General features: G+C 60.6%; 24 protein-coding genes. 15 read left to right on the top strand and 9 right to left on the bottom strand.

Annotated elements, in window-relative coordinates:
- Window positions 1-455 precede the first annotated feature (455 nt).
- The 7 genes from BHD07_RS23535 (at window position 456) to BHD07_RS23505 (ending at window position 4,437) form a co-directional block, all read left to right on the top strand.
- On the top strand, window positions 456-677 hold the full coding sequence (locus BHD07_RS23535; protein ID WP_338283324.1) for a heavy-metal-associated domain-containing protein: 222 nt from the start codon (window positions 456-458) through the stop codon (window positions 675-677).
- Between the two features lie 306 nt (window positions 678-983).
- Window positions 984-1,181 carry a hypothetical protein gene (locus BHD07_RS23530; protein ID WP_338283323.1) on the top strand — a complete coding sequence of 66 codons (198 nt, stop codon included), beginning with the start codon at window positions 984-986 and terminating at the stop codon, window positions 1,179-1,181.
- 133 nt (window positions 1,182-1,314) lie between these two features.
- Entirely contained in the window at window positions 1,315-1,686 is a 372-nt protein-coding gene (locus BHD07_RS23525) for a YbaN family protein (protein ID WP_338283322.1), read from the top strand.
- A gap of 343 nt (window positions 1,687-2,029) precedes the next feature.
- Complete coding sequence (locus BHD07_RS23520; protein ID WP_338283321.1) at window positions 2,030-2,266, top strand: hypothetical protein; 237 nt, start codon at window positions 2,030-2,032, stop codon at window positions 2,264-2,266.
- A 369-nt stretch (window positions 2,267-2,635) separates the two neighbouring features.
- Complete coding sequence (locus BHD07_RS23515; RefSeq protein ID WP_338283319.1) at window positions 2,636-2,821, top strand: hypothetical protein; 186 nt, start codon at window positions 2,636-2,638, stop codon at window positions 2,819-2,821.
- 1,129 nt (window positions 2,822-3,950) lie between these two features.
- Window positions 3,951-4,142: a hypothetical protein gene (locus BHD07_RS23510; RefSeq protein WP_338283317.1), complete on the top strand. Its 192-nt coding sequence runs from the start codon at window positions 3,951-3,953 to the stop codon at window positions 4,140-4,142.
- 127 nt (window positions 4,143-4,269) lie between these two features.
- Window positions 4,270-4,437 (top strand): hypothetical protein, encoded by a 168-nt coding sequence (locus tag BHD07_RS23505; RefSeq protein WP_338283316.1) that lies wholly within the window; start codon window positions 4,270-4,272, stop codon window positions 4,435-4,437.
- Here BHD07_RS23505 and BHD07_RS23500 read toward each other — a convergent pair.
- Complete coding sequence (locus BHD07_RS23500; protein ID WP_338283315.1) at window positions 4,434-4,688, bottom strand: glycosyl hydrolase 108 family protein; 255 nt, start codon at window positions 4,686-4,688, stop codon at window positions 4,434-4,436. The two genes, BHD07_RS23505 and BHD07_RS23500, sit on opposite strands and share 4 nt — an antisense overlap.
- A 164-nt stretch (window positions 4,689-4,852) precedes the next feature.
- Between BHD07_RS23500 and BHD07_RS23495 the strand changes: the two genes are divergently transcribed.
- A complete protein-coding gene (locus BHD07_RS23495; RefSeq protein ID WP_338283313.1) occupies window positions 4,853-5,113 on the top strand; it encodes a hypothetical protein in 261 nt (86 codons plus the stop codon).
- A 935-nt stretch (window positions 5,114-6,048) separates the two neighbouring features.
- Here BHD07_RS23495 and BHD07_RS23490 read toward each other — a convergent pair.
- Window positions 6,049-7,923 (bottom strand): adenylate/guanylate cyclase domain-containing protein, encoded by a 1,875-nt coding sequence (locus BHD07_RS23490; protein ID WP_338283312.1) that lies wholly within the window; start codon window positions 7,921-7,923, stop codon window positions 6,049-6,051.
- 256 nt (window positions 7,924-8,179) lie between these two features.
- On the opposite strand from BHD07_RS23490, the gene BHD07_RS23485 reads away from it, so the two are divergent.
- Complete coding sequence (locus tag BHD07_RS23485) at window positions 8,180-8,425, top strand: DUF982 domain-containing protein (RefSeq protein WP_100674890.1); 246 nt, start codon at window positions 8,180-8,182, stop codon at window positions 8,423-8,425.
- Window positions 8,426-8,866: 441 nt separating this feature from the next.
- On the opposite strand, the gene BHD07_RS23480 is transcribed toward BHD07_RS23485, so the two are convergent.
- On the bottom strand, window positions 8,867-10,153 hold the full coding sequence (locus BHD07_RS23480) for an ABC transporter substrate-binding protein (RefSeq protein WP_338283310.1): 1,287 nt from the start codon (window positions 10,151-10,153) through the stop codon (window positions 8,867-8,869).
- Between the two features lie 147 nt (window positions 10,154-10,300).
- Here BHD07_RS23480 and BHD07_RS23475 point away from each other — a divergent pair, with 147 nt between their 5' ends.
- Genes BHD07_RS23475 through BHD07_RS23460 form a run of 4 tightly spaced genes read left to right on the top strand, consistent with a single transcriptional unit; the run spans window position 10,301 to window position 14,992 of the window.
- Complete coding sequence (locus BHD07_RS23475; protein ID WP_338283308.1) at window positions 10,301-11,329, top strand: LacI family DNA-binding transcriptional regulator; 1,029 nt, start codon at window positions 10,301-10,303, stop codon at window positions 11,327-11,329.
- The gene (locus BHD07_RS23470; RefSeq protein ID WP_338283307.1) at window positions 11,326-13,179 is read left to right on the top strand and encodes a DUF2264 domain-containing protein; all 1,854 of its coding nucleotides are present in this window, start codon (window positions 11,326-11,328) and stop codon (window positions 13,177-13,179) included. The genes BHD07_RS23475 and BHD07_RS23470 overlap by 4 nt, the downstream gene beginning before the upstream one ends.
- Entirely contained in the window at window positions 13,176-14,186 is a 1,011-nt protein-coding gene (locus BHD07_RS23465; protein ID WP_338283306.1) for a hydroxyacid dehydrogenase, read from the top strand. The genes BHD07_RS23470 and BHD07_RS23465 overlap by 4 nt, the downstream gene beginning before the upstream one ends.
- Window positions 14,183-14,992, top strand: coding sequence for a sugar phosphate isomerase/epimerase family protein (locus BHD07_RS23460; RefSeq protein WP_338283305.1), 810 nt, complete (start codon window positions 14,183-14,185; stop codon window positions 14,990-14,992). Before BHD07_RS23465 ends, BHD07_RS23460 begins: the two co-directional genes overlap by 4 nt.
- A gap of 201 nt (window positions 14,993-15,193) precedes the next feature.
- Here BHD07_RS23460 and BHD07_RS23455 read toward each other — a convergent pair whose 3' ends face one another.
- From BHD07_RS23455 to BHD07_RS23430, 6 genes are all read right to left on the bottom strand, one after another.
- A complete protein-coding gene (locus BHD07_RS23455) occupies window positions 15,194-15,805 on the bottom strand; it encodes an imm11 family protein (RefSeq protein ID WP_338283303.1) in 612 nt (203 codons plus the stop codon).
- A gap of 224 nt (window positions 15,806-16,029) precedes the next feature.
- The gene (locus tag BHD07_RS23450; RefSeq protein ID WP_338283301.1) at window positions 16,030-16,686 is read right to left on the bottom strand and encodes an SGNH/GDSL hydrolase family protein; all 657 of its coding nucleotides are present in this window, start codon (window positions 16,684-16,686) and stop codon (window positions 16,030-16,032) included.
- A 25-nt stretch (window positions 16,687-16,711) separates the two neighbouring features.
- Window positions 16,712-17,662: an ABC transporter permease gene (locus BHD07_RS23445; RefSeq protein WP_338283299.1), complete on the bottom strand. Its 951-nt coding sequence runs from the start codon at window positions 17,660-17,662 to the stop codon at window positions 16,712-16,714.
- Between the two features lie 3 nt (window positions 17,663-17,665).
- Window positions 17,666-18,640 carry an ABC transporter permease gene (locus tag BHD07_RS23440; protein WP_338283298.1) on the bottom strand — a complete coding sequence of 325 codons (975 nt, stop codon included), beginning with the start codon at window positions 18,638-18,640 and terminating at the stop codon, window positions 17,666-17,668.
- 11 nt (window positions 18,641-18,651) lie between these two features.
- Window positions 18,652-20,145 carry a sugar ABC transporter ATP-binding protein gene (locus BHD07_RS23435; protein ID WP_338283296.1) on the bottom strand — a complete coding sequence of 498 codons (1,494 nt, stop codon included), beginning with the start codon at window positions 20,143-20,145 and terminating at the stop codon, window positions 18,652-18,654.
- A gap of 55 nt (window positions 20,146-20,200) precedes the next feature.
- Complete coding sequence (locus BHD07_RS23430) at window positions 20,201-21,277, bottom strand: ABC transporter substrate-binding protein (protein WP_338283294.1); 1,077 nt, start codon at window positions 21,275-21,277, stop codon at window positions 20,201-20,203.
- A gap of 262 nt (window positions 21,278-21,539) precedes the next feature.
- Here BHD07_RS23430 and BHD07_RS23425 point away from each other — a divergent pair, with 262 nt between their 5' ends.
- Window positions 21,540-22,190 (top strand): SGNH/GDSL hydrolase family protein, encoded by a 651-nt coding sequence (locus BHD07_RS23425; protein ID WP_338283292.1) that lies wholly within the window; start codon window positions 21,540-21,542, stop codon window positions 22,188-22,190.
- 59 nt (window positions 22,191-22,249) lie between these two features.
- Window positions 22,250-23,320 carry an ROK family transcriptional regulator gene (locus tag BHD07_RS23420; protein ID WP_338283454.1) on the top strand — a complete coding sequence of 357 codons (1,071 nt, stop codon included), beginning with the start codon at window positions 22,250-22,252 and terminating at the stop codon, window positions 23,318-23,320.
- The last annotated feature ends 53 nt before the right edge of the window (window positions 23,321-23,373 follow it).

Genomic DNA, 23,373 nt, shown 5'->3' with positions numbered 1-23,373 from the left:
ATTACTTGCAAGCCGCGCCTTCGCCAAGGCGCTGGCAGCTCGAAATTCGCCAATACATCCACGCAGAAGTGACGAGCAGCTGCCGCGCCTGGTTCAATGTTCACAAGTGATTTCTCGCCGTCAGCGCGCGCGTTGCACCAAATGGTACTGTCCAGTTTGTGGCTGGAAATCGACGCTGGAGTGTCCAATCTCAGCTCCGTCGAGTTCACCGGAAAGCCGCCTTGACGCTTTTGGAGCAGCGGCTCGCGACCGGCTGTGGACCTGTTTAACGGCCGCTTTGGGGCACAGCGTTACCTGCAATCGGCCGCATTGCATCGAGTTTCCTTTCCTTGGCTCGCCGGTTCTGGTTCTGGCCACCATCATCAGGGGTGCACAGACAGAATTGTAGGGCACCCTTGACCTTGCCATCGTTGGAATCTCCACATTCACTCAAGTCAGATCAAAGGAGACTTTCGATGCTTCACCTCATCGTAGAAGACATGACCTGCGGACATTGCGCCGCCACGGTCGAGAAGGCCGTCAAAGCCGCCGACCCGCAGGCCAAGGTGGCCGTCAATCTCGAGGCGAAAACCGCCTCGATCGAATCCGGGATCGGATCCGATGTATTCATCGCTGCGATTGAAGGCGCTGGTTACCGGGCGTCCTTCAAGAAGTCCTGCTGCAGCCACGTCGATTGATATCCAAGGCAACCGAAACAATCGAAACGCGGCTGTGACGGAATTCCAAGCACGCCCCGTCCCGCGTGAACTGCCTCGGCTGGGCGAGAGCGAAAGGTCGCGGATCTGGTGGAGATCGCTACGACATGCCGAAAGGTTGGCAACCTCCAACGTTCGCCATCTCTCCGGTCGAGAAATCCCGGCAGAGTGCCCAGAGATATTTGCATGGAATGACGAGGGCTTGGAAGAAAAAGGCTCCACAACGGGAGCCTTGTCATGTGATTGAATTTTCGATTTGATCGATACCGGCAACACAGGGGCAGCTCAATGACTTACCTCGAAGAAGAGTCAGAACGCGGAATTCAGCTCTTTATGGCTGAATACGCGGTGAACCGGGAAGAAGCCCTTCGTCTCATCGTTCGAGACTGGTTAGGCAGTCACGGTTATCTCGCCTTAATCGAAGACGAATCAGAACTCGGTGAAGATACCGCAATCAAGGACACGGCGACGCTTGGCGGGGCCTAGAGCAGCGAGGCGCCTTTTCCCCGCCACTCCTGTATGTGGTGGAAGCACCTTGTCTCTCCCATCCGGAGGTCTATTTCGTGTCGGCGGGAACGCGCGTCGCTGGCATTTGGCAGCTGACTGGGAGAAAAGGCAGATGAACCTTTCCGTGCGCCTTACACTTCTCAGCCTCGCCTGGGCGATGGTCGGGCTCGGCATTGCCGGAATCTTTCTCCCGTTGCTGCCGACGACGCCTTTCCTCCTCCTGGCGGTGTGGTTGTTTTCGCGTTCCTCGCCGCGCCTCGCGAAATGGCTGATGGACCACCCGTTGTTCGGGCCGCCATTACGTGACTGGCAGGAAGAAGGAGCAATATCACGTCGCGCCAAGTTATCTGCAATTTTGCTGATGAGTTTGGCATGGTGGGTTGCGTTCGAACCACCGGCAGTCGCTTTGCTCGTGGTTGCGGGGATCATGTTCACCTGCGGTGCCTTCATCGTGTCCCGTCCAGAACCGCCAAATAAGCGATGAGATGAGCAGCAAGTCCGTCGCGCTACTTCTTTCGACACGTCCTCTTGTGGGCGATGCGGAGTAGGGATGCGTGCCGGCCAGCAGTGGTGAACGAGCAGAAGGTCAGTTCGGGAAATATCTCGGGACTCTGTCACTCGGATTTGCATTTGGACGTTCTGGGGTCGGGACCAAACACCGCCTCGTCCTCTTTCGCGGCCGTTCCCACCAACCGTTCCGTCCGACAGCGTACCGAGGCTCGCGTTTCTCCAGATGGGGCGTATACTATCTCCATCATCGGCCATTTCAACGGGCCCCGACGGCGGGGAGATCATTGCGCTTTCGTCCCGATGGTGGAGAATGCGCCATGCACGCCGATATAACTTTCCACGTCAATCCAATCAGTCCTTATGACCTCAACGTGATCGATGCCGTCTTTCGGGCCGAGTCACGCAAACGAAAGCTGTCCCGCTGCACCGAAGAAGCAGAAGAACTCCCTGCGAGGCTGATCAGTCTCTTTCAGGCGGTCGACGGGATGCTCATGAACTCTCGGCCGCTGTGGCAGAGGCCAAAACGACTGGCAATGGCTGCACAAAAGGGCTAGCACGCCGAAGTATCATGCGACCCCTCGCCGTCTATCACCCTCGATCGGTGGCATGAACACGACCGCCACCCTCCTTGATCCGCACCGAGGGCAGCGAAGGCGACTGGCGAGGATTGCCAGCGGAAAGTCCCGTCCGCGCGTCGCAACCAGCGTCAGCATATCGAGATCATAGATCCACGTGCACTGGCGAACAGACTTCGTGCCCTCGCGGTTGCCGAATGCACATCGCGCTTTAAGTTGCCAACCAAGGCTGAATGCTTCGCCAATTGTCTCGACCATGGCGATGAGATAATGCAAGAACAAAAGAAGAACAATCAACCGATGCTCGAACTCCCCAAAATTGGGGCGGCGACCACAGGAGATCGTCCATTGAGTGACGAACTAGGCGCGAAGCCTCACTACGAACCCGGGGCGTATGTCCACTACTGCGAGCATCCGGGCTGCACCAGATGGGGCAGCTTCGGCTTCGCCATCGGTCGGGCGGAGCCGCACTGGTTCTGCTCCGAGCATCGGTTGGAATGGAAGTTGCCGCATGAGGCACAGCCGCGGCATTGACCTTCGCCGCAAGCGACCCCGCCACCACCATCCCGTGGCTCGTGGCGGGGTCTGCTCTAAATTGTTGCTGAAAACCTAGCTTGTTACCTTTCGTGCTCCAGCGCGCTGCGAGCACATACAGTATTTGCCAAGCGGCGTTTCCCGTCCAGAAAGACGTCCGGATTAATTCGAAAGGCTGAGACTGCCTTAATCGCTCTACGAACATGAAGGAAATGGGCCGCTCACAGTTCGGCAATGTTGGGAACTTCGCTCCTGGTGGCGTGTTGACCTGCCGAGGAAGTAGGTAATGAGCTCGATCAATCTTACTGGCATCCTAATTCTGCTTATCGTCATTGCGCTATTCGTTTTTGCATGGATCGCAATTTAGGGCGTAGCCATTTCCTCGAACGGCGCATACAGGAGTTTCCCGCTGCGAACACGGACGGCGGCGTTCACAAGCGGACGGCCATGGCTGGGAGCGTAGCGAACAAGACTAATGGGTGGGCGGACTAAGGCCGATTGGTGAATGGCTGCAGGAAACTGATTGTGGTTTCCTGATCCCCAGCCGCCAGCACCCATCACTCCCAGGCGGTCAGAGGTTTGCCGTTGCCGGAGAAAGCGGCAGACCTCGGTCTTTGGCGATCAACCCGAAAGGGTCCGCACGCGGCGCCGCTCCCCTTAGCCCTCTCCGTCTCGCCCCATTAATGGCTAATATTGACCAGCGGTACTGATTGCCCTTGGTGATGGGCCGGGGACTGAACTGACGACGTTAGATTGGCGGGGACATCCAGCGTCACGCTACCGACGGTAGGGTGAACGCCAGGTCATATATCTCGGATCACACTCGACCGAAGGTGACCGGCTGACGACCGCTGTAACTACAAGCCGCCCAAAGACGCACAACGGCATCACGTCGGTTTTCGGAGTCGATAACGTCACCATAAAATCCCGATGGCGGCGTTTCCGAAGACAGCATCTTGGCGAAAGGGACGTCGCCGCAAGCACCTGGCATCAACTTCACTGCAGATCTTTCTCGCGTCAGCTACTAATCGCAGCCAGCACGATCAGGCAATAAGTATTACTTAGTTATTTCTTGCTTTATTAGACTTAAGTAGCATAGGCTAACCTCCTTGGCTTTGGGAGGAGCAAGATGGTAGAACGCGTTGAAGCCGATAAGATTTCTAAGCAAACTACTACTAAGGTATGGAACATACACGCTTTTTGCCGGCGGCAACGCTTGCCTCAAGAGGAGGAGAAGCGCTTGACCAGCCTTTTTGGCGATTTCGCGGAGGCTTCGGAGTTGCTTCACAATGCCAAGCGCGCGCCGAGGTGGCGGTACTGAGTTGCCGATCACGCCGGGCTGATCCTTCCACAGCCGTTTCGTATCCTTGCCGGTGACACGAATGGTCCCGCCACGGCCGTTGACGGGGAAGCCGGTGTTTGGATTGCTGAGCGACCGGAGGAAGCGCATGCGCTCATCGCAGGCACGGATGAGCGTGCTGACGCCGCCCTCGAATTTCCTCATGGCCGCAAGCGTCTGCTCGCCGATATGGCCGTCCTCGCGGGCGCCGACGACCTTCTGCAGTGACTTCACCGCGCGCCGGTCCGGAGTTCACGGCGAAATCGAAGATGGCTAATCCAGCCCGGGCGGAAGGAGATCCCCGCGGCACTGTAGCCAGAACGAACGCTGGTAGATGTCGACGGCCTTCTTGCGGCTAATCCCCTTCACCTGGTCGGCCGTCACCGACTTCAGCCCGCGGTGCGCCGCCGGCGTTCTATGCGTCACGCCATATTTAGTCGAACCGCCGCGGTCCGTGCTGCGATTCGAATAGCCGCCCTCATCCGCGAACACGAGTTCGAGGGCGACGGGAAGAGTTTCCTGAGCCATATGTCACCTTCAATTATGGGAGTGGGGGAAGGGATTCCGCTCCCGCGGAGTCCGAAGTTTTGTGACTAAGCGCCTGTTACTAAAAGTTGTTTTTAATAGGCGTGGAACTACTTCTCTGCTGCCGCGTTGATGATCACTGCTTTTTTAGGTTCGCGGGAGTGACAATGGATGCGCAGAAAACAGGAATGACCCGGTTGCTTTTAGCGGCGCCGGAGTTGCGTGACAACGTTTGGATGACCCGAGATGTCGCGTTTCTTAAGCTCTGCGCTGTCTACGAGGACGCTTGTCTGCGTCGGGACGTGCTTCGATGCTCATCCCAGAAAGACGACCACGCTCTGCTCAAATCCGAGAGGAAGTGCAAGAGCTTGGAGGCTGCCGCGCTAGCCTATGTTCGCGAGCATCAGAAATTCTCTGGCATAGTGTGAACGCGGCGTCAGAGTAACGTCGTGACCATCAGCACTCCGACAAGAGCGACTGGGCAAACGCCGCGATCCACTCTATGATCTTGACGCGTTCGGCAGGACGCATCGTAATCCTCCTTTGCCGCGCCCCTGGTACGGAAACGTTCCTCAAAGAGGAACGTTGCATCACGACCATTCGAATGCCGGCAACTCCGCGATGAACGCTTCTACGCTCAGGCCGCGAAGCGGTTGCACGTTCGTCAGGAGAGCCGAGCGCAACCAAGCGCCGCTGCAGAGACTGCACCGTCGTGTTCATCGTATCCTGTCCTTCGGGAGTTTTAGCAGTCGAACGCCGCCGCCCGCATGGCGTCGATCTGCTCGTCGGCGAGTCCGAGCGTAGCGCCCACCCGCCCACCATGGCAATAAGCGGGTGCGTGCGCTTGTATTCACAGCCCGGGCCCAATGTGGCGAATCCCATCTCTGACGAAGACACGGAACGCATCGCTCGCCGTCTTCATCAATTCGCCGAAAGTCGGACGAATCTCTTGTTTGTTGTCGTCTGCAGAGCCACGCCAGTTTCTGCTGGGAAGCGCTGCCGCGAACGCCTTCGCGAGATCAGCTAGGTTGTCAAAAGCCATCTCGGCGAAGGGAGCTTGCCGTTATAGCGAGGTGGCGAGGTTTGCGGGGCGGCAGGCCCTTGGGACTCCGGGTATCGTTGGTGCATCTGGCGGGATGCGGACGTTGCCGGCCGTTCGCAGTTTGCCGGCAACGAATTCATGTCCGGCATATGGGTCCCGGAGGTCCGGAAAGGTGAATCGTCTTTCGACGAGGGTTGGCCAGAGCGTTTCGTGGATGTTCCCGATGCGCCCGCGAACCCTTGCGCGGCTTGGACGTCTCAAACCATCCCCCAAGATCTCATTCGACCTGCTCTTCGCCTAAAATCATCGCCGGAATATCTGTCACCCGAGGAGCTCAAGTACCTCGGGGAAACGCGGATGACTACGGATCGGGTCGAGATCCGAGTCGTATTTCACCCACCTCTTTGTTTCGTGGGTGGCCCCCGGGAGAAGCTCGACTAGCAAGTCGATCGCCCGATCAGGTTCGCCCTGGAGCGAGTAAAAGCAAGCCACATTATATTTGGCCAGGCGATCGTCGGGATCGATCGCCAAAGCTCGTCCCGCCCATTCCTTAGCGCGATCAAGCTCACCAAGCGCCGCAAGCCCCACAGCCCCCAAATAGGCGGGTCTTGGATTTTCCGGCCGCATCATGAGCTCACGTTCGGCGCGCGCGACGCCTTCCCGCGCCGCGGTATTCATTTCCTGCTCGCGCCCGAGCGAGCGGAGAACGTTAATGAGCACAAGTAAGGCCTGATAATCGTCAGGTTTGATGTCTGCGGCGCGCTGGAAAAGCCTGGCCGCTTCGTCCAGTTTACCCTGGGTGAAACAAGCGCGGGCATAGAAATAATGGGCCTCAAACAGATCGGGATCGAGGGCGATGGCCTGATCGAACTCCGCCATCGCTTCCGAATGTCGCTCGCGAAGCGACAGGGCGAGGCCGAGTGAAGCGTGCGCTTCTGCGAGACCGCTCTCAAGATCCAGCGCCTTTGCGCTGGTGGCCAAAATGCCGTCGATCGACACGTCAGCGTTGTAGTGTAGGAAGAGGAAGGAGTCGCAATCAGCAATTCCGGCGTAGGCCCGTGCATAAAGCGGGTCGAGTGCGACCGCCATGGCGAACATTCGCTTCGCCAGAACGTAATGCGACTTTGAGTGCCAGTGCAGAAATTGCCGCCCTCTAAGGTAATACGCATAGGCCTCGAAGTTCCCGGTGGGCACTCGACCGATGTCCTTCTTTTCCTCTGGAAGCAGCTTGACCTTCAAGTGGTCTACAATGGTATGGGTGATCTCGTCTTGAAGGGCGAAGATTTCGGTGAGATCCCAGTCGTAGCGATCGGCCCAGAGATGACCACCGCCCTTCCCCTCGACGAGTTGCGCGGTGACGCGCACACGAGAGCCGACCCTCCGCACGCTTCCTTCCAGGATATAGCCGACCCTGAGATCCTGGCTCACCTGCTGCACCTTCACCGGCTTATTCTTGTAGGTATATGCCGTATTGCGGGCGACAACGAACAGGCCGGAGATTTTCGACAGGTCGGTGATGATGTCCTCCGTGATCCCGTCGCTGAAATATTCTTGCTCAGGGTCGCCGCTTATATTGTTGAAGGGCAGCACCGCGATGGACGGCTTCTCGATCTCCCAAGAGTCTTGGCTGCCTGGATCCGAGCCGACCGTTTTTTGAGCCGCCGGGAAATCCAGAGAAATGCTGTAGGCGCGCACTGGCCGGTCGATGTTCTTGAGCGCCTGCTCGCCCATGTCCTCAAATCGAAGATCCAGCCTGTTGCCGACGTTATCTCGCACGGCCGCAGATACGGCGATACCGCCCGGCGCCGCAATTTTTTCGAGGCGCACAGCCACGTTGACACCGTCCCCGAAAATGTCGTCGCTTTCAACGATCACGTCGCCAAGATTGATGCCCATGCGAAGCTCGATCCGGCTTGGCCGCGGCACATCCGCATTGCGCTCTAGCATACACCGCTGGACCGTGGCAGCGCAGGTGACTGCATTCACGACGCTTGGAAACTCCGCCAGGAATCCATCGCCGGTGAGCTTGACGATACGCCCCTCATACTCGGCGATCTTGGGGTCGATTAGGTCCTTTCGGTGCGATTTCCATGCCGCATGAGTACCTGCCTCATCCCGGGCCATGAGGCGGCTGTAGGTCACTACGTCTGCGGCAAGGATGGCCGTCAGACGTCTGTGCATGGTCGGATCGTCCATGTGACCACCCAGTTTTCGTGTACTGCCACGCTCGGGGTGCCATGTCCCAGGCCAAAGGCGATTATACTCCAGCGGCTAGTGAATGTCTCTGTCAGGCGAGGCGAAAACGGTCGAACTTGCGCTTCAAATCAGCCAAGCCGCGCAACAGAAATGACGTGCGCCTCTTAGCTCTTCGCACCTCGAAGGCAATGATAGACGCGCTGGAACGATTGAGAGGGAACTCGGTTAGGCCCCCCAAAAGAACAGGAATATCAACATGGCCGCGACATGGGATGAATGCGTAATCGTTGAAATTCCCAATCTCGATGGTGTCCAGATCGTGTGGTCGCCCACGTGTGCAGCTCGCCTGCTTAGCGAAAACTGGCCGAAAATGGACGGAAGCACATACGCTGCTGCTTTGAACGCCTGCACAGACGCGATGCTTGGTGCCGCCCCTGCCGCGCCGGCACGAGACGCTTTCATAGCAGCGATTGAAGAGGCGAAGCTCAAGACCTTCAGCTGAGGTCACGCGGGTCCCACCCTTTGCAGAGAGCTGCGAGGGCACCAACATGGCGACACAGCTTGTCTTCGGCCCTCTATCATGGCTCGAGCGCTCCGATCTTGGGCCGTGGGCTCGACCTTCGCGCTCCTGGCTCCAGCCCCTCGATGATGGCGACGTCGCTCTATGCTGCCTCCTGCGGATTATTAGAGGGTCGCACTCTACGTCGCAATCACCCGTCTTCGCGGCTGCTGTAAACTCTCGAGCGAATGATCGATGTGCCCGGCGCACCAATCGATCGGCCTTGCCAGAACAGGCGAAAGCCGAGCGGCCATAAGCCGCGCGGCTGCATCGGCAGCTTCCGGGGTCTCAATCACACGTCTGCCGATCGGATCGCTGACCCTGCCATGTGCACATCACATGCAAATGGAACGGCTTCTGCAGATTGGATTCTCGCTGACTGGATCAGCCGGCTCGGACCGTGGCCTTGCCCTCCTCCACCAGCCGTGTCGCCGCGTCTTCGATCGATATCCGCTCGAAGGCGAGCTCGTCGGCAATCGGGCGCAGCACGCGCTGGTCGAATTCGGTCGATCCGAGCGGCGCCGGCGAAGGATATCCGCCCACCTGATCCTTGAGGGCATTGATGTATTTCACCGTTTCCGTCTCCGTCGGGTTGAGCGAAGGCAGGATGGCTTCGCGAACCGTCGGCGACATGGGTACCCCGCGCTCGACGCCGAGGATCTTGCCGGCCTCGACATCATTGACGAAGAAGTTGATGAATTTGGCTGCCGCTTCCCCGTTTTCCGTCGACGCGCCGATGCTCCAGATCAGCGCCGGGCGATAGTAATGGCCGGACGGGCCGCCCTTTTCGGCACGTGGCAGCATGCCGATGCCGAGCTTGCTTTTCATGATGAGCTGGTAGCCGACCATCTGGTTGGAATAGGCCATGCCCATGGCCGAGTAGCCGAGCGCCAGGCAATTGGTGTCGATCGTGTTCTGGTCGAGCGTCTGTATATCGGCGCCGACGGTGCCGCCGCGCTTGCGCAGTTCCTCCCAATAGGCATACCACTCCTTCGCCTCCTCGACGCCGAATCCAAGGCCGGTATCGGTGTAGAGGCTGCTGCCACGCTGGCGGAGCCAGGCGTCGAAAACATAGGCATAGCGGGCTCCATAGGGCCCGCCCCGGACATTCTTCTTGCCGGCCGCCTTGGTCATCTCGACGGCGATGTCCGCATATTCCGCCCAGGTGGTGTCGATCCCGGGCGGCGTGATGCCGGCTTTAGCGAAGGCATCGGCGTCGTAGAACAGCGCGAAGGAATTGAGGCCGAGGCCGATACCCCAGAGCTTTCCGTCCACCGTGGTCAGCTTCAGCACGTCCTTGCCGAAGGCGTCGACTTCGAGCGCCGAAGGGATGAAGGGGTCGAGCGCCATGCAGGCGCCGCGCTTGGAATAATCGGAAATCGTGCTGGGCTCGAGCTGGAAGATATCGGCAATGGCGCGGCCGGCCATCTGCGTGGCGAGCTTCGTCCAGTACCCGTCTCCGCTCAAGCTCTCGCCGACGATCCTGATATCCGGGTTCTTCTCCTCGAAAAGCTTGGCGACCGCTAATGTCCGTTTCGAGCGGTCGTTCGATCCCCACCACATCGCGCGCAACTGCACGCTTTCGGCGGCAAAGCCGGAACGGGAACCGAGGGCGATACCCGTCGCCGCGCCAGCCGCGCCGACCATGAAACCGCGTCTGTTGAGTAGCATGCCAGTCCTCCCCTGTGCTGCCCTGCCCGGCGCTCTCCTCCGGCGCCTGCAGGTTTCTATCAACGCAAGAGCTTATGCAAAAATCGTCCATGCGCAATATTTCTTTTCGATCTTGCAAATTTGCGTTGATTGCGCAATGTTTGCACCATGATCGAAAGACCCTCCCGAAGACTCCGTCAAGCCGACATTGCCGCACAAGCAGGCGTTTCCGTCTCCACCGTCTCACGCGTCCTCGCGAATGAGCCCGGCATCAGCGAGGATGTCCGGGTGCAGATCCTCAAGGTCGCCAACGACCTCGGCTACCCTCTCAAAGCCGGTGCCGCGGCAGGCCCTCGCACGCTGGCGCTGATCGCAAGCAACGGCGTTACCGGCAATCTGAGCGCATTTTACCAGGGCATTGTCGATGGCCTGCGCTCCGAGGCGGCCGAGCAGGGCATGTCCTTCGACATCCGCCTCGTGAACGAGGCGAAGGCGACGCCGCAAGCCGTTGGCGGACATATGCAATCGGTCGGTGCGCAAGGGCTTTTCCTGGTCGGCATAGATCCCTGCGAGGCTCTTGCGGAATGGCTCGTGGAAAGCCGGACCCCCATCGTCCTCGTCAACGGCGTCGATCCGCAATTGCGCTTCGACGGTGTCTCGCCACCGAACTTCTTCGGCGCCTTCGCGGCGACACGGATGCTCCTGGACGCCGGCCACCGGCGTATCCTCCACCTGACCGGATCGCATCGACATACGATCCGCGAGCGCGTGCGCGGCTTCGAAGCGGCCGTCGCCTCCGTGGATGGCGGCGATGCGCGTATCATCCGCCTGCCGTTCGCGAACAACTCCAGCGCCGAAGCCCACGCGGCAACGCTCGCCGCTCTTGCCGAGGACGAGGGTTTCACCGCGGCTTTCTGCATGAACGACTTCATCGCCGTCGGCGTTCTCGAGGCGGTGACCGAACTCGGCCGGCGCGTACCGGACGATTTCGCGATCATCGGTTTCGACGATCTGCCCTGCGCCGACATGGCCAATCCGCGCCTATCGACGATGCGCGTCGACCGCGCAGCGCTCGGCCGCGAAGCGGTCGCTATGATGCAGTTTCGCTTCCGTCATCCGGACGTGCCCGCCCGGCATGTCACTCACGCCGTCGTCCCGGTGCCCGGCGGCACAATTGCCACGAAAGACACCCCATGACCTATGATCCCGCCAGCGCCAACCCGCTTGCCGGAAATCCGCTCGAGACACGCGGCGACATGCAGCGCGCGCTGCTCGATCTCTTCGATCCGCTGGTCCCCTGTTTCTCCAGAGGAAATGCGCGGGTCCGTCTCGACGCCGCCGCGGCTCATTTCGACCGGGCCGCTGCCGATCTGGAAGGCTTTGCGCGGCCTCTCTGGGGTCTTGCTCCCTTTGCCGCAGGCGGCGGAAGTTTCGCGCATTGGGACCGTTATGCGGAAGGGATCGCCAACGGCACCGACCCTGAACATCCGGAATATTGGGGACAAGTGAACGGCCGGGACCAGCGCATGGTCGAGCTTGCCGCCCTCGGCTTCGCCCTGGCGCTGGCGCCGGAGAAACTGTGGGATCCCTTGAGCGGGCGTGCAAGAGACAATCTTGTCTCTTATCTCCTCCATGCCCGCAAGTTCGACTACGCCGACAACAACTGGAAGTTCTTTCGCGTTTTCGTCGACATCGCTCTCGATCGCCTCGGCATCGAGCACGATCGCAGCCTGACAAAGGCCTATCTCGCCGAACTGGACGGCTTCTATATCGGGGACGGCTGGTATCGCGACGGCAATGTGCGGCGCGTCGACCACTACATCGCCTTTGCCATGCACTTCTACGGGCTGATCTATGCGCGCCTCGTCGAAGACGACCATGCGAAACGATATCGCGAGCGGGCGGTCGCCTTCGCCCGGGATTTCCGCCACTGGTTCGCCGAAGACGGAGCGACCCTCCCCTTCGGCCGTAGTCTCACCTATCGCTTCGCCTGCGCCGGCTTCTGGGCAGCACTGGCCTTTGCCGACCTCGAGGCGCTGCCCTGGGGCGAGATCAAGGGGCTCTGCCTCCGCCATCTCAGATGGTGGGCAGACAAGCCGATAGCGGATCGGGACGGCGTTCTCTCCATCGGTTACGGCTATCCGAACCTCCTGATGTCGGAAAACTACAATTCGGCCGGTTCGCCCTATTGGGCCTTCAAGGCCTTCCTGCCGCTTGGCGTCGGCGAAGACCATCCCTTCTGGACGAGCGCGGAAGAACCGCTGCGGCCACTGGCCGAACCGGTTGCCCTTCGCCATCCGGGCATGGTCATGATGCCGGTCGGAGGGGACGTGGTGGCGCTTTCCTCCGGCCAGGAAAACCGCCAGGTGCGCTTCGGCTCGGAGAAATACGCGAAATTCGCCTATTCGACGCGATACGCCTTCAGCGTCGAGAGCGACGAACGGGCATTTGCCGGCGGCGCCTTCGATTCGATGCTGGCATTTAGCGACGACGGCATTCATTACCGGGTGCGCGAGGCCAATGAGGTGGTGCGGCTTGCGGACGATGTGCTGTTTTCAAAATGGTCCCCCTGGCCGGACGTCGATGTCGAAACCTGGCTTGTTCCCGCTTCGCCCTGGCACGTGCGCGTGCACCGGATCACGACGCCCCGGCCCTTGCAGACTGCTGAAGGCGGCTTCGCCATTCCCCGACGGGATTTTGAGGCCGACACGCTCACCGCCGCGGAAGCGACGGCCCACGCAATCGGCGCGGAAGATTTCAGCGGGATCCGCGATCTCGGCTCGACCGTGCCGCGCGAAGGCCTGGTCCAGAAGGCGCCGCCCAACACCAATCTGATTGCCGCAAAGACACTGGTGCCGCAGTTGCGGGCCAAAATCCCCAGCGGGGAAACGATATTCGCCTGCGCCGTGCTCGCAGCCCGCAACACTTCCGCCGTCGCCGAAGACTGGTCCAACCCGCCGGCGATGCCCGATATGGAGGCGCTCGACGCGCTCAGGGCGGAAGGCTTGACCGTCAGCGCCATGCAAGCGCCCGGATCGATGCCATGACCCTCCCGACCGTCGTCTTTGCGATGCAGCCGGAAAGGACGCGTTATGTTCTGACGCCGGAGCTTTTCGCGCGGCTCGGCGCCTTCGCCCGAATACCGGATCAGCGCCCGGTGACGGAGTTCGCCGATGAGCGGTCGCAGCGATTGCTGGCGGAGGCAGAGGTCCTGGTGACCGGCTGGGGCGCGCCGTTCATCGATGCGGCCGTCCTCGCCCGGGCGCCGCGCCTTCGCCTCATCGTCCATGCCGCCGGCACGATCAAGGGGCTCGTCGGCGAGAGCGTGTTCGATGCTGGGGTCAAGGTCAGCCACGCGGCGGAGGCCAATGCCGTGCCGGTCGCCGAGTTTACCCTCGCAGCGATAATTTTCGCGGGCAAGCAGGTGTTCCGCTTCCGCGATGTCTATGCGACCGACCGCGGGCGCGAGCGCACCCAGATTCTTCAGGGCGAAGCGATCGGAAATCATCGCCGTACCGTGGGGATCGTCGGGGCGTCGCGGATCGGACGCCGCGTAATCGAATTGCTGTATCTCCTTGACTATCGATTGCTGCTCTATGATCCGCTGGTCAGCGACGCTGAAGCCATGGCTCTTAAGGCAGAGAAGGTCGATCTCGATACGTTGATGGCCCGGTCCGATATCGTGTCGCTGCACGCGCCGCTGCTGCCCGAAACCCGGCACATGATCGACAACCGCCAACTCGCCCGCATGAAGGACGGCGCGACGCTGATCAACACGGCGCGCGGCGCGTTGGTGGATGAGGCGGCACTCATCGAAAAGCTGCAGTCGGGCGCGATCAATGCCGTGATCGACGTTACCGACCCCGAAATTCCGGACGAAAACTCACCGCTTTACGATCTCCCGAACGTATTTCTGACGCCGCATATTGCCGGCGCCATCGGTTTGGAACGCACGCGCCTCGGGGAAATGGCGGTCGATGAAGTGGCGCGGTTCCTCGAAGGCAGTCCGCTCCTGTTCGAGGTCCACAAGCGGGATCTGGGGCGCATGGCATGAACGCTTTCGAACCGGCTCTCTGCACGGTCACCTTCCGCAAGCTGCCCGCCGGCGAAATCGTCGCGCTCGCTGCGAAGGCGCGGCTCGCCGCCGTCGAATGGGCGGCAGACGCCCATGTTCCTCCGGGCGACACGGCCACCGCCCGCACGGTCCGGCGCCTGTGCGAAAGCGCGGGTCTCAAGACCTCCTACGGCTCCTATGTCGCGCCGCCGTCAGACGACTTTTCCGCTCTCGAGCACGCACTGACAACGGCGGTCGCGCTTGGTGCCTCCAACATCCGCATCTGGCCGGGCACGCGTCAGCGCGATTCGAGGGATTACAGCGCCCGTGAACGGCGCGCCACGGCGGATGCGATCCGAGAAATGGCCGCGGAAGCTGCCCGGCATGGCGTCACGGTCTCGCTGGAATATCACCCACAGACCCTGACGGACGAGACCGGGTCGGCGCTCAGCCTGATCGAGGCGGTCGCGCACCCGAATGTCTATCTCTACTGGCAGCCGCGGCCCGGGCTCCCGCTCGATGAGGCCCTCTCGGAGATCGCTCGCATCGGTGAGCACATTTCGCATATCCATGTCTTCGCCTGGGATGGCGACCGCAACCGCTTCCCGCTGGCATCCGCCGCCGACTACTGGCGATCCGTCCTGGCCGCCATGCCGTCGTCGCGCTGGACCGGCCGGCGTTTTGCCATGCTTGAATTCGTGGCGGGAGACGATCCGGCGGCATTTCTGGCGGATGCGGCGACACTGAGACAAATCCTGAAGATGGAGTTCCCGCCAGGCGCCTCTGCCATTGCAGACGAAGGATGACTGTTTTTTCGACGGCCATCTGCGTAGCGGCGTAGCTTGAAGCGACGAAGGGCCAGTCTACCCCTTCACGTATCCGAGGCCTTCAACGATCTCTCGCGCGATGGCATTTTCCACGGGCCAAAAGGTTCTTTGAACCCGGCTGTGGACGCCATTCATACGGCGGCGGTCCCACAACCACAGCTGCGATTTTGCTCTTGGGCATCAGCGCGACCACCACCATTGCCTTTTTCTGTGCGGCCGGTGGCGAGGCGGAAAAATGACCTTGCGCACTGGATCGGCCTCGTCGCTCCACACCAGTTCGAACCCAATCCCGCAAAGTTCCATGGCGTTGATTTGTTCAATGAAACCAGCCTGCATATATAGGTTGGATGCCCGGTATGGCAGTTTGAAGATGAGGGAATTCCCGATAACCTCCTGGTGAAACACATAACGCTCGATGTTCAGTATGTCGCCGTCGTCGAAGCGTATGATTTCCGAACGACCTTCATCCAGTGCGTCCAGAACAGTCGTTGCGTTGAACAGCTCCAATCCATCGGCGCCCTTCAGGGGCAAGAACTCGCCGTATGGACTCATGATGTCGCGCAGGCCGTTTGCAGCGTCGGAGCGAAGAATGAGGACATGCGACCCATACCAGGGAAAATCAGAATATCCGCGCGAGGTACCCTCATCACCCTCCGTGAGGAGGTCCATGCGGATAGGCACCCAATGGTGTTGGCACTGTCCGCGAAGGTCCGACAGTACATGATTATCCTCGAGAACCTTCGGGAGGGCCCATTCCTGCCCGTCGGCGAGGATTAACTCATAAATTCTCATCATATCACCGCTAGATGTTAAGCAGTTCATTAGCAGAATACGATCATGGCGCCGCGCGCGCGGCAATTGAAATTCCATTCGAATGTAGGAAGCAGGGTATGGTCGCAGCTACGCGGCCCAATCAGGACCGATCTGTTTTCCAGCCCTGATTATCCGAACTGGCGCCGTCATTATTCGACATAGAACAAATGCCGCGCCGGCGGGAGGCGCCGGAGCGGCCCCGCTCAGTACAGCGACTCGACCTTGGCCGCGATCGCGTGTCCAAGCGCAATGTTCGTCTCGGCGGAAAAGTGAATGCCGTCCACGCCATCGGTCGAGACGTAGTCTCCGGCCGCCAGGAACTCGACTTTCATGAAGTCGGCGAGCGCCTTGTAGAGCTTTGAGAGCTCCTTCGACTTTTCATAGCCGCCGCCGAACATGCCCTCGAACCATGGATCCGGCATCGGCGAGAGCGGCGGCGGGGCGACGACCAGAACCCGCGGCGCCGGATAGGGCGTGCCAATGCCGCCGGCAGACGTCAGCACCTGGCTGACGAGCTTGCCCATGCCGTTGGCGATCTCGTAGGGCGTGCGGTGGAAATAGGACTTTGTGTCGTTCGTGCCCAGCATGATGATGACGAGATCGAGCGGCAGATGGCTGGCAAGCGCCGTCGGCAGGTAGGCGCTGCCGTTCAGCCGCGGATCGTTTGGATCGTCGAGGCTGGTGGTGCGGGCGCTGAGCCCTTCCTCGATGACGTGGTAATTTTCGCCGAGCTTTGCGGCCATAGCACCGGTCCACCGCTGTTCGTAAGGATAGCGCAGCGTCGGCGCGGATTCCTTCACCGGAATCCAACCCCAAGTCAGCGAGTCCCCAAAACACAAGATTGAGCGCTTGTCCGCCATATCGATCTCCTTGAACGTTTGATTGCTATTTGTCGGCGCGCAGGCCGTAGAAGACGGCTGCGAGTAGAATGATCAGGCCCTGGGCTACGAGCTTGCCCGCCTCGCCGACGCCGAACATCGTCATGACAACGAAGAGGAAGGCGAAACAGAGCACCCCAAAGAACGGCCCCCAGATGCCGCCTTCTCCACGCCCGAAGACCACGCCGCCGAGAATGGTGGCGGCGACCGAAAGGATCGGCAGATCGAGACCGACCCGCACGCTGCCGACGGCGATGGACGCCGTCTGGACAAGCGCGGCGATCGCGGCCATCAGGCCCGAGACTGTATGGGCGAGGATCACCGTGCGCTCTACCGGCACACCCGAAAAATGGGCCGCCGGCATGCTCTCGCCGACGGCGGTGACAAAGCGGCCGAAGACAGACTGCGAGAGGAGCAGCGCCATGAGCGCGGTGAGCACGATCCAAAAGAGGACGGGACTCGGCAGACCGGCAAAACGAGTATTGAACATTTCGCCGAAGAACGTCGGGACGTCGCCCGGAGGCTTACCACTCGAGAGATATTGCACAAGGCCGACGAGAACGATGCTGAGTGCCAGTGTGACGATGACAGCCGAAACGCGGCGCTTGGCGACCATCAGGCCGTTGAAGAAGCCGATGGCAAGTCCCAGGCCGATGGCGAGCAGAACGAAAAAGGCGAACGAGGCGCCGGCGAACATGCCGGAGGAAATGCAGTAATTGATAAGCAGGATAACGCCGCCGCCGGAGAGATCGATCGATTTCACGCGCATTACCAGAAGCTGCCCGAGGACAAGGATGCCAAGCGGCACGACCTGACGCACAAAGACGCCGAGCACGTTCGCATTGAGCATCTGCGGGCGCGAGACGAACAGTATCACCAGCAGAACCACAAGCAGGTAATAGGACGGCGGGACCTTGATGATCCGGCGGACAAGGGTCGAGTTGACGAGAGCCGACATGGTTCAAAGTCCGATCTTCTTGCGCGACTGCAGCGCCACGACGGCCATGAGCAGGATCCCCTTGATCGCCGTCTGGACGAAGGGTGTGACGTTGAGCAGGTTCATGCCGTTGGAGAGAAGAGCGAGCACGGCGACGCCGATGACGGTGCCATGCAGGCTGCCTACGCCGCCGGAAAGCTGCGTGCCTCCAATCGCGACCGCCGTGATGGCATCGAGCTCCATGAGTAGGCCTACATTCGGATCACCCGAGACGATACGCCCGGCCAGAAAAATGCCGGCAAGTGCTGCAAAGAGCGAGCAGACCACGTAGGCCAGCAGTATGTTGCGATTGGCGGGGATGCCGAAATTGCGCGCCGCATCAGCCGAACCGGAGGCGACCCCACCGCCGATCGCGAAGAGATGCAGTCCGTAGCGCGAACCGTAGAGCAGCTTCCAGGCAAGCAGAATTGTGACGATGCCCCAAAAGAACGGCAGCGGAATGCCGGCGATTGCCCCCTCCACCATCCAGCGCACGCCCTCCGGCACGGAACCGCCCGAGACCGGCCGGAGAACGCGCGTGATTCCGAGCACGACATATTGCATGGAGAGCGTCGCCACGATGGGATGCACGTTCAGCCGCGTGACGCAGTAACCATTCGTCGCGCCGATAAGTCCGGCAAGGACAAAGACGCCGGGAATAGTGACATAGCCCGGCAGGTCGAGCGCGACGATCGCCGTGGTGAAGCTGACGACCGAACCCATGGACAGGTCCAGCCCGCCGATGAGCACGACGAACATCTGCCCGACTGCCGTGATGAGGAGTGGCATGCCTTGGGCGACAAGGTTCGCGAGGTTGCTCCACTGGCCGAACTGGTCGGTCGTCGTGGCGAGCCAGAGGGCCATCGCCACGGCGATGATGAGCGCGAACAGCCACAGGCCTTGCCTATTGGCGCGGCGGCTAGGAAATTTTCCGAGAAGGGAGGGGGGAAGAAGGGTCATCGGGCGTTCCGTCATGCGCTGAGGGCCGCGTCGAGAATGCTGTGCTCGGTCGCTTCGGCGGCCCGCATTTCCGACACGACGGTATTGCCGTGGATCACATAAAGGCGATCGCAGAGGCCAATTAGCTCGAGCGTCTCGCGCGAAAGCACGAGCACCGCGCCGCCCGCTTTCGCGAAATCACGCAGGATCTTGTAGATTTCAGACTTGGCGCCGACATCGACGCCACGCGTCGGCTCCTCGATGAGGAGCAGGTCGGCATCGGTGGCGAGATAACGTCCGAGCAACACTTTCTGCTGGTTGCCGCCGGAGAGCGAGCCGACGGAAGCGGCCGGACCGGCTGCCTTGACATTGAGCTTGCTCATCGTCGCGGCAATCACCTCGCCGTAGCGCTTTGCGGCCTTTATAGCAGGCCGGCCGGCATGCAACGCCATGGCGATGTTCTGGCCTGCTCCCAGGCCGAGAAAGAGCCCTTCATCCTTACGGTCCTCCGGCACGAAGGCGCCTCCCAGCGCCTGCCAGCGCCGCACGCCGCTTTCCTTCGGCAGCGGCAACCGTTTGTCTTTGCCACGTCGCGTAAGCGTGCCCTCGACCGGCGCGAATTGCCCGACAAGCGCCCGCAGGATCTTCTGCTGCCCCTGCCCTTCGAGGCCGGCAAGGCCGACGATCTCGCCCTTGCGAACGGAAAGCGAAAACGGCTTGGCATCCGGCTCCAGGCGGAGGCCGCAAATCGATAGCGCCACCTCACCCGCCGCTCCGTCGCGCTCGGGAAAAAGATCCTCCAGTTCGCGGCCGACCATCATCTCGATCAGCGAGCCCTGCGTCATGTCTGACAGCGGCTGCGTGCCGACCAGTTGCCCGTCCTTCAACACCGTCACGACGTCACAGATCGCGAAGATCTCGTCCATCCGGTGCGAGATGTAGACGATGGCCTTGCCTTTATCGCGCAGCGCCCGGATGTGCCAGTTGAGGACTTCGACGTCGGCGGCGTTAAGCGCCGCCGTAGGCTCGTCGAGAATGAAGACGCCTGCGTCCGCGTCGATGCCATGGGCGATCTCGACGAACTGCCGCTGCGCGATGGAGAGTTCGGAAACCAGGGTATCCGGGTCGAGATCGAGGCCGAGACGGGCGAGCGCGACCTTCGTCTCCTGGCGCATGCGTCGCCGGTCGATCCCGCCGAAGCGGCCGGCAGGTTCACGGCCGAGGAACATGTTTTCCGCGATCGTCATGTTGGGCAGCAGCGATAATTCCTGGAACACCGTTGAGATGCCGGCTTCCAGCGCGGCGCGCGGATTGGCGAAGCTGACCATGCGGCCGTTTCGTCGAATATCGCCGCCATCGGGTTGGTATACGCCGGCAAGAATCTTCATCAGCGTCGACTTGCCGGCGCCGTTCTCGCCCATCAGGGCATGCACGGTTCCGGGGGCCAGCGCCAAAGACACGTCCCTGAGCGCGACGCTCCCGCCGAACGCCTTCGATATCCGCGACATTTCAATGAGGTGCGACATTGGATCCCCCCGCAACCGCGACCGAGGCAGACAATCCGCCTGCCTCGGCTTGCGTTTACTGCTTGGCGTAGAACTGCTTCAGCTGTTCTTCGGAGAGTTCCGACGGCCACCAGACATTGGCGGACAGATCGTCGCGATAGTATTTCTTGACCTTTTCGAGGTCCCAACCCGGCGGGTTGTAGTCATAGTGCTTCTTGAGCTCCTTGCCTTCCAGCAGGGCGGTGGCAGCGCGGATGCCCGCAGCGCCCTGGGCAGGGCTGTATTCGGAAGAGACCGATTTGAAATTGTCGGCGATCCACTGGCCGAAGAAGCCGTTATTGCCCTCGCCGGAAATCGGCGGAATGGCCGCACCGAACTGTTTGAAAACGTCGACGCAGGCACGCGTCATGTCTGCGCCCGAAGACCATATGCCGGCAACATTCGGGTCGTTGAGGTAGAGCGTCTCGCAGACCTTCTTGGCCTTGTCATACTGCCAGTCGCCGTGTTCCTCGGCGGTGATCTTGATCTCCGTGCCCTCTAGAGACTGAACGAGGCCATTATAGCGGTTGGTGTCCTCTGGATGGCCCGCCAGTCCCCGCAGCACCCAGATATTGCCTTTTCCGCCCAGCTCCTTGACGAGGAAGTCACCCATGACTTTGCCAAAATGCTCGGCGCCGCCCTGGATCTCCGTCGTATAGGCATCGGATTCGATGCGGCCGGTATGAAGCACGACGGGGATGCCAGCCTGCACGGCCTTCTCGATGCTGACATTGGCCGAGGTCGAGGTGACCGGCTGCACGATGATCGCGTCGACTTTCTGGGCAATCAGGTCCTCGATGTCGGCGACCTGCTTCTTCTGGTCGAAGCCGGCATCGAGCAGGACGAATTTAGAAATGCGCTTGTCACGGTCGGCAGCGGCCTGGGCTTCGTGCGCCACCTGCACAGTCCAGGTATTGGCATTGACGCCGAAACTGCTCATGCCGATGATCCAGGGCGCGTCCTTCTTGTACTTGCCGGCTTCCACCGCCGGATTGTTTTCCGCAGGCGTCGTCACGCCGTCGAGCAGGTGGACCTCCTGGGCCAGTGCGCCGTTCGCAAAAACGACGCCGGACAATAGAACCGATATGCCGATTTTCCTGATGATGCTGTTCATGCTTCTCCTCCAAAAGCAGGTGTCCGATGATGGGAAGACCGGCCGGAGGGCACGCGACATCGGCAGCTCGTGACCGAAGTCCGACGCTCGTCTGCAGCCTGTACCGACCTGAAACTCTCCTCCGGCCGACACAAAATCACTGGCATTATCTGCTGTCAATAGTTATTCATCTTGAATGAATAATCACTCGTCCTTGCAAAGCGCCGACCCGGATGCGAAATCTGGTCCAGAGAAAGCGACTATGCGCATGGTGGAGGAGACAGTGACGCGGACCGTTCTATGCTTCGGGGACTCGAACACCCACGGCCAGATTCCGGGCCGCGGCCCGCTCGAACGCTATCGCCGCGAACAGCGGTGGGCCGGGGTGCTTCACGGTGTCCTCGGCCAGAACTGGGAGGTCATAGAGGAGGGCTTAAGCGGGCGCACGACGGTACATGACGACCCGATTGAAGGATCGATGAAGAACGGGCGGACCTATCTGCGCCCGTGCCTGCAAAGCCACGCACCGCTTGACCTTATTATCATCATGCTCGGCACCAACGACCTGAAAAGGCGCTTCAACATGCCGCCTTCGGAGGTCGCCATGGGCGTGGGCTGCCTCGTCTATGACATCCGGGAGCTTTCTCCCGGTCCCACCGGCCACGATCCGGAGATCATGATCGTCGCCCCGCCGCCCATGCTGCAGGATCTCAAGGAATGGGAGTCGATCTTCTCCGGCGCGCAGGAAAAATCCCGCAAACTGGCGCTCGAGTTCGAAATCATGGCGGATTCGCTCGAGGTGCATTTCTTCGATGCCGGAACGGTCTGCCAGTGCGCGCCGGCCGATGGCTTCCATATCGACGAGGAGGCCCATCGAAGACTCGGCGAGGCGCTGGCGCAGGAAGTGCTGGCGATCGGGTGGCCCGATGCATGAAACCGCTTCCGCTCGCGTGACCACAGCGCTTTCCGGGGAGGATCCCCACCTTGCCTGATATGCGATTTGCGCCTCCCAATCCGCTTCGCATCGCAGACCGCGCCAGCGGGCTCAACTCTTTGAGCGTGCGCAGCCACAACGAACGCCTGGTCCTCTCGCTTCTCCTGCAGAACGAGGCGACAACGCGCCTCGAGATCGGCGAGAAGACCGGTTTGTCGGCGCAGACGATTTCGGTAATCGTGCGCTCTCTCGAACAGGAAGGCCTTGTCGTGCGTGGCGAGGCTCAGAAGGGACGGGTCGGGCCGCCGACGACGCCTCTCATGCTGAATTCGGAAGGCGCCTATTCCGTCGGGGTCAGTGTGGGATACCGCAACACCCATATCGTCGTCGTCGATTTTATCGGCAACATACAGCACCAGCATGTCATGCCACATAGGATAGCCGGCGCCTTCGACGCGACGGAAGATTTGGCGCTCGAAATTCGCAATGCCGTGGCGAGTCTTTCTGAAAGTCGGCGGGGACGCATTGCGGGCATCGGACTGGCGCTTCCAACGCCTCCACTCCACACCGGCCCGGACCAGGCGGTGCTTCACCGCGACCTGGAAGCGGAACTCAAGCTTCCCGTCTTCGTGCAGAACGACATTACCGCTGCGGCCGGTGGCGAAAGTCTGTTCGGCGCCGCGCGGCAGTTGCAGGACTTCCTGTTTTTTTATCTCGGTGCCCGCCTGCACAGCCGCCTCGTGCTCAACCATCAGATCTATAACGGCAATTCGCCGATCAGCTATGATGTTGGCGTGCTCGCCCTCGAACGGGCCCTGCCAGCGGATCCTGCGATCCGGGAGAAACTTTGGAGACAAAGCCCAAACTGGCCGACAATGGGACCGACCTTCGAGACTTGGCAGAGCGCGTGCGCGGAAAACCTCGTTAAGGCTGTTCAGTCGCTGCTTCAATTCATCGAGCTCAAGACCGTGGTGCTTTCGTCCTTTATCCCGCCCGGAATATGCGAAACGCTCTGCGCACACATCCAGCACGAAATACCGTCCGTCGACGCAGTCCTGGGCAAGACCTCATCCCCAAAAGCGGTTGGAGCCGCAAGCCTGCCGTTCAGCTCACGGTTCATGGTTCACTGAAGTGAATTTGGCCATGTCGACAACTGTTCAGGCTAATTCGAATTGCAGCTCCC

This window comes from Sinorhizobium sp. KGO-5, assembly GCF_036245905.1.
In the GTDB taxonomy this organism is placed as follows: domain Bacteria; phylum Pseudomonadota; class Alphaproteobacteria; order Rhizobiales; family Rhizobiaceae; genus Sinorhizobium; species Sinorhizobium meliloti_A.
The sequence above is the reverse complement of the archived record's forward strand: the minus strand, read 5'-3'. Positions and strand labels throughout refer to the sequence as shown.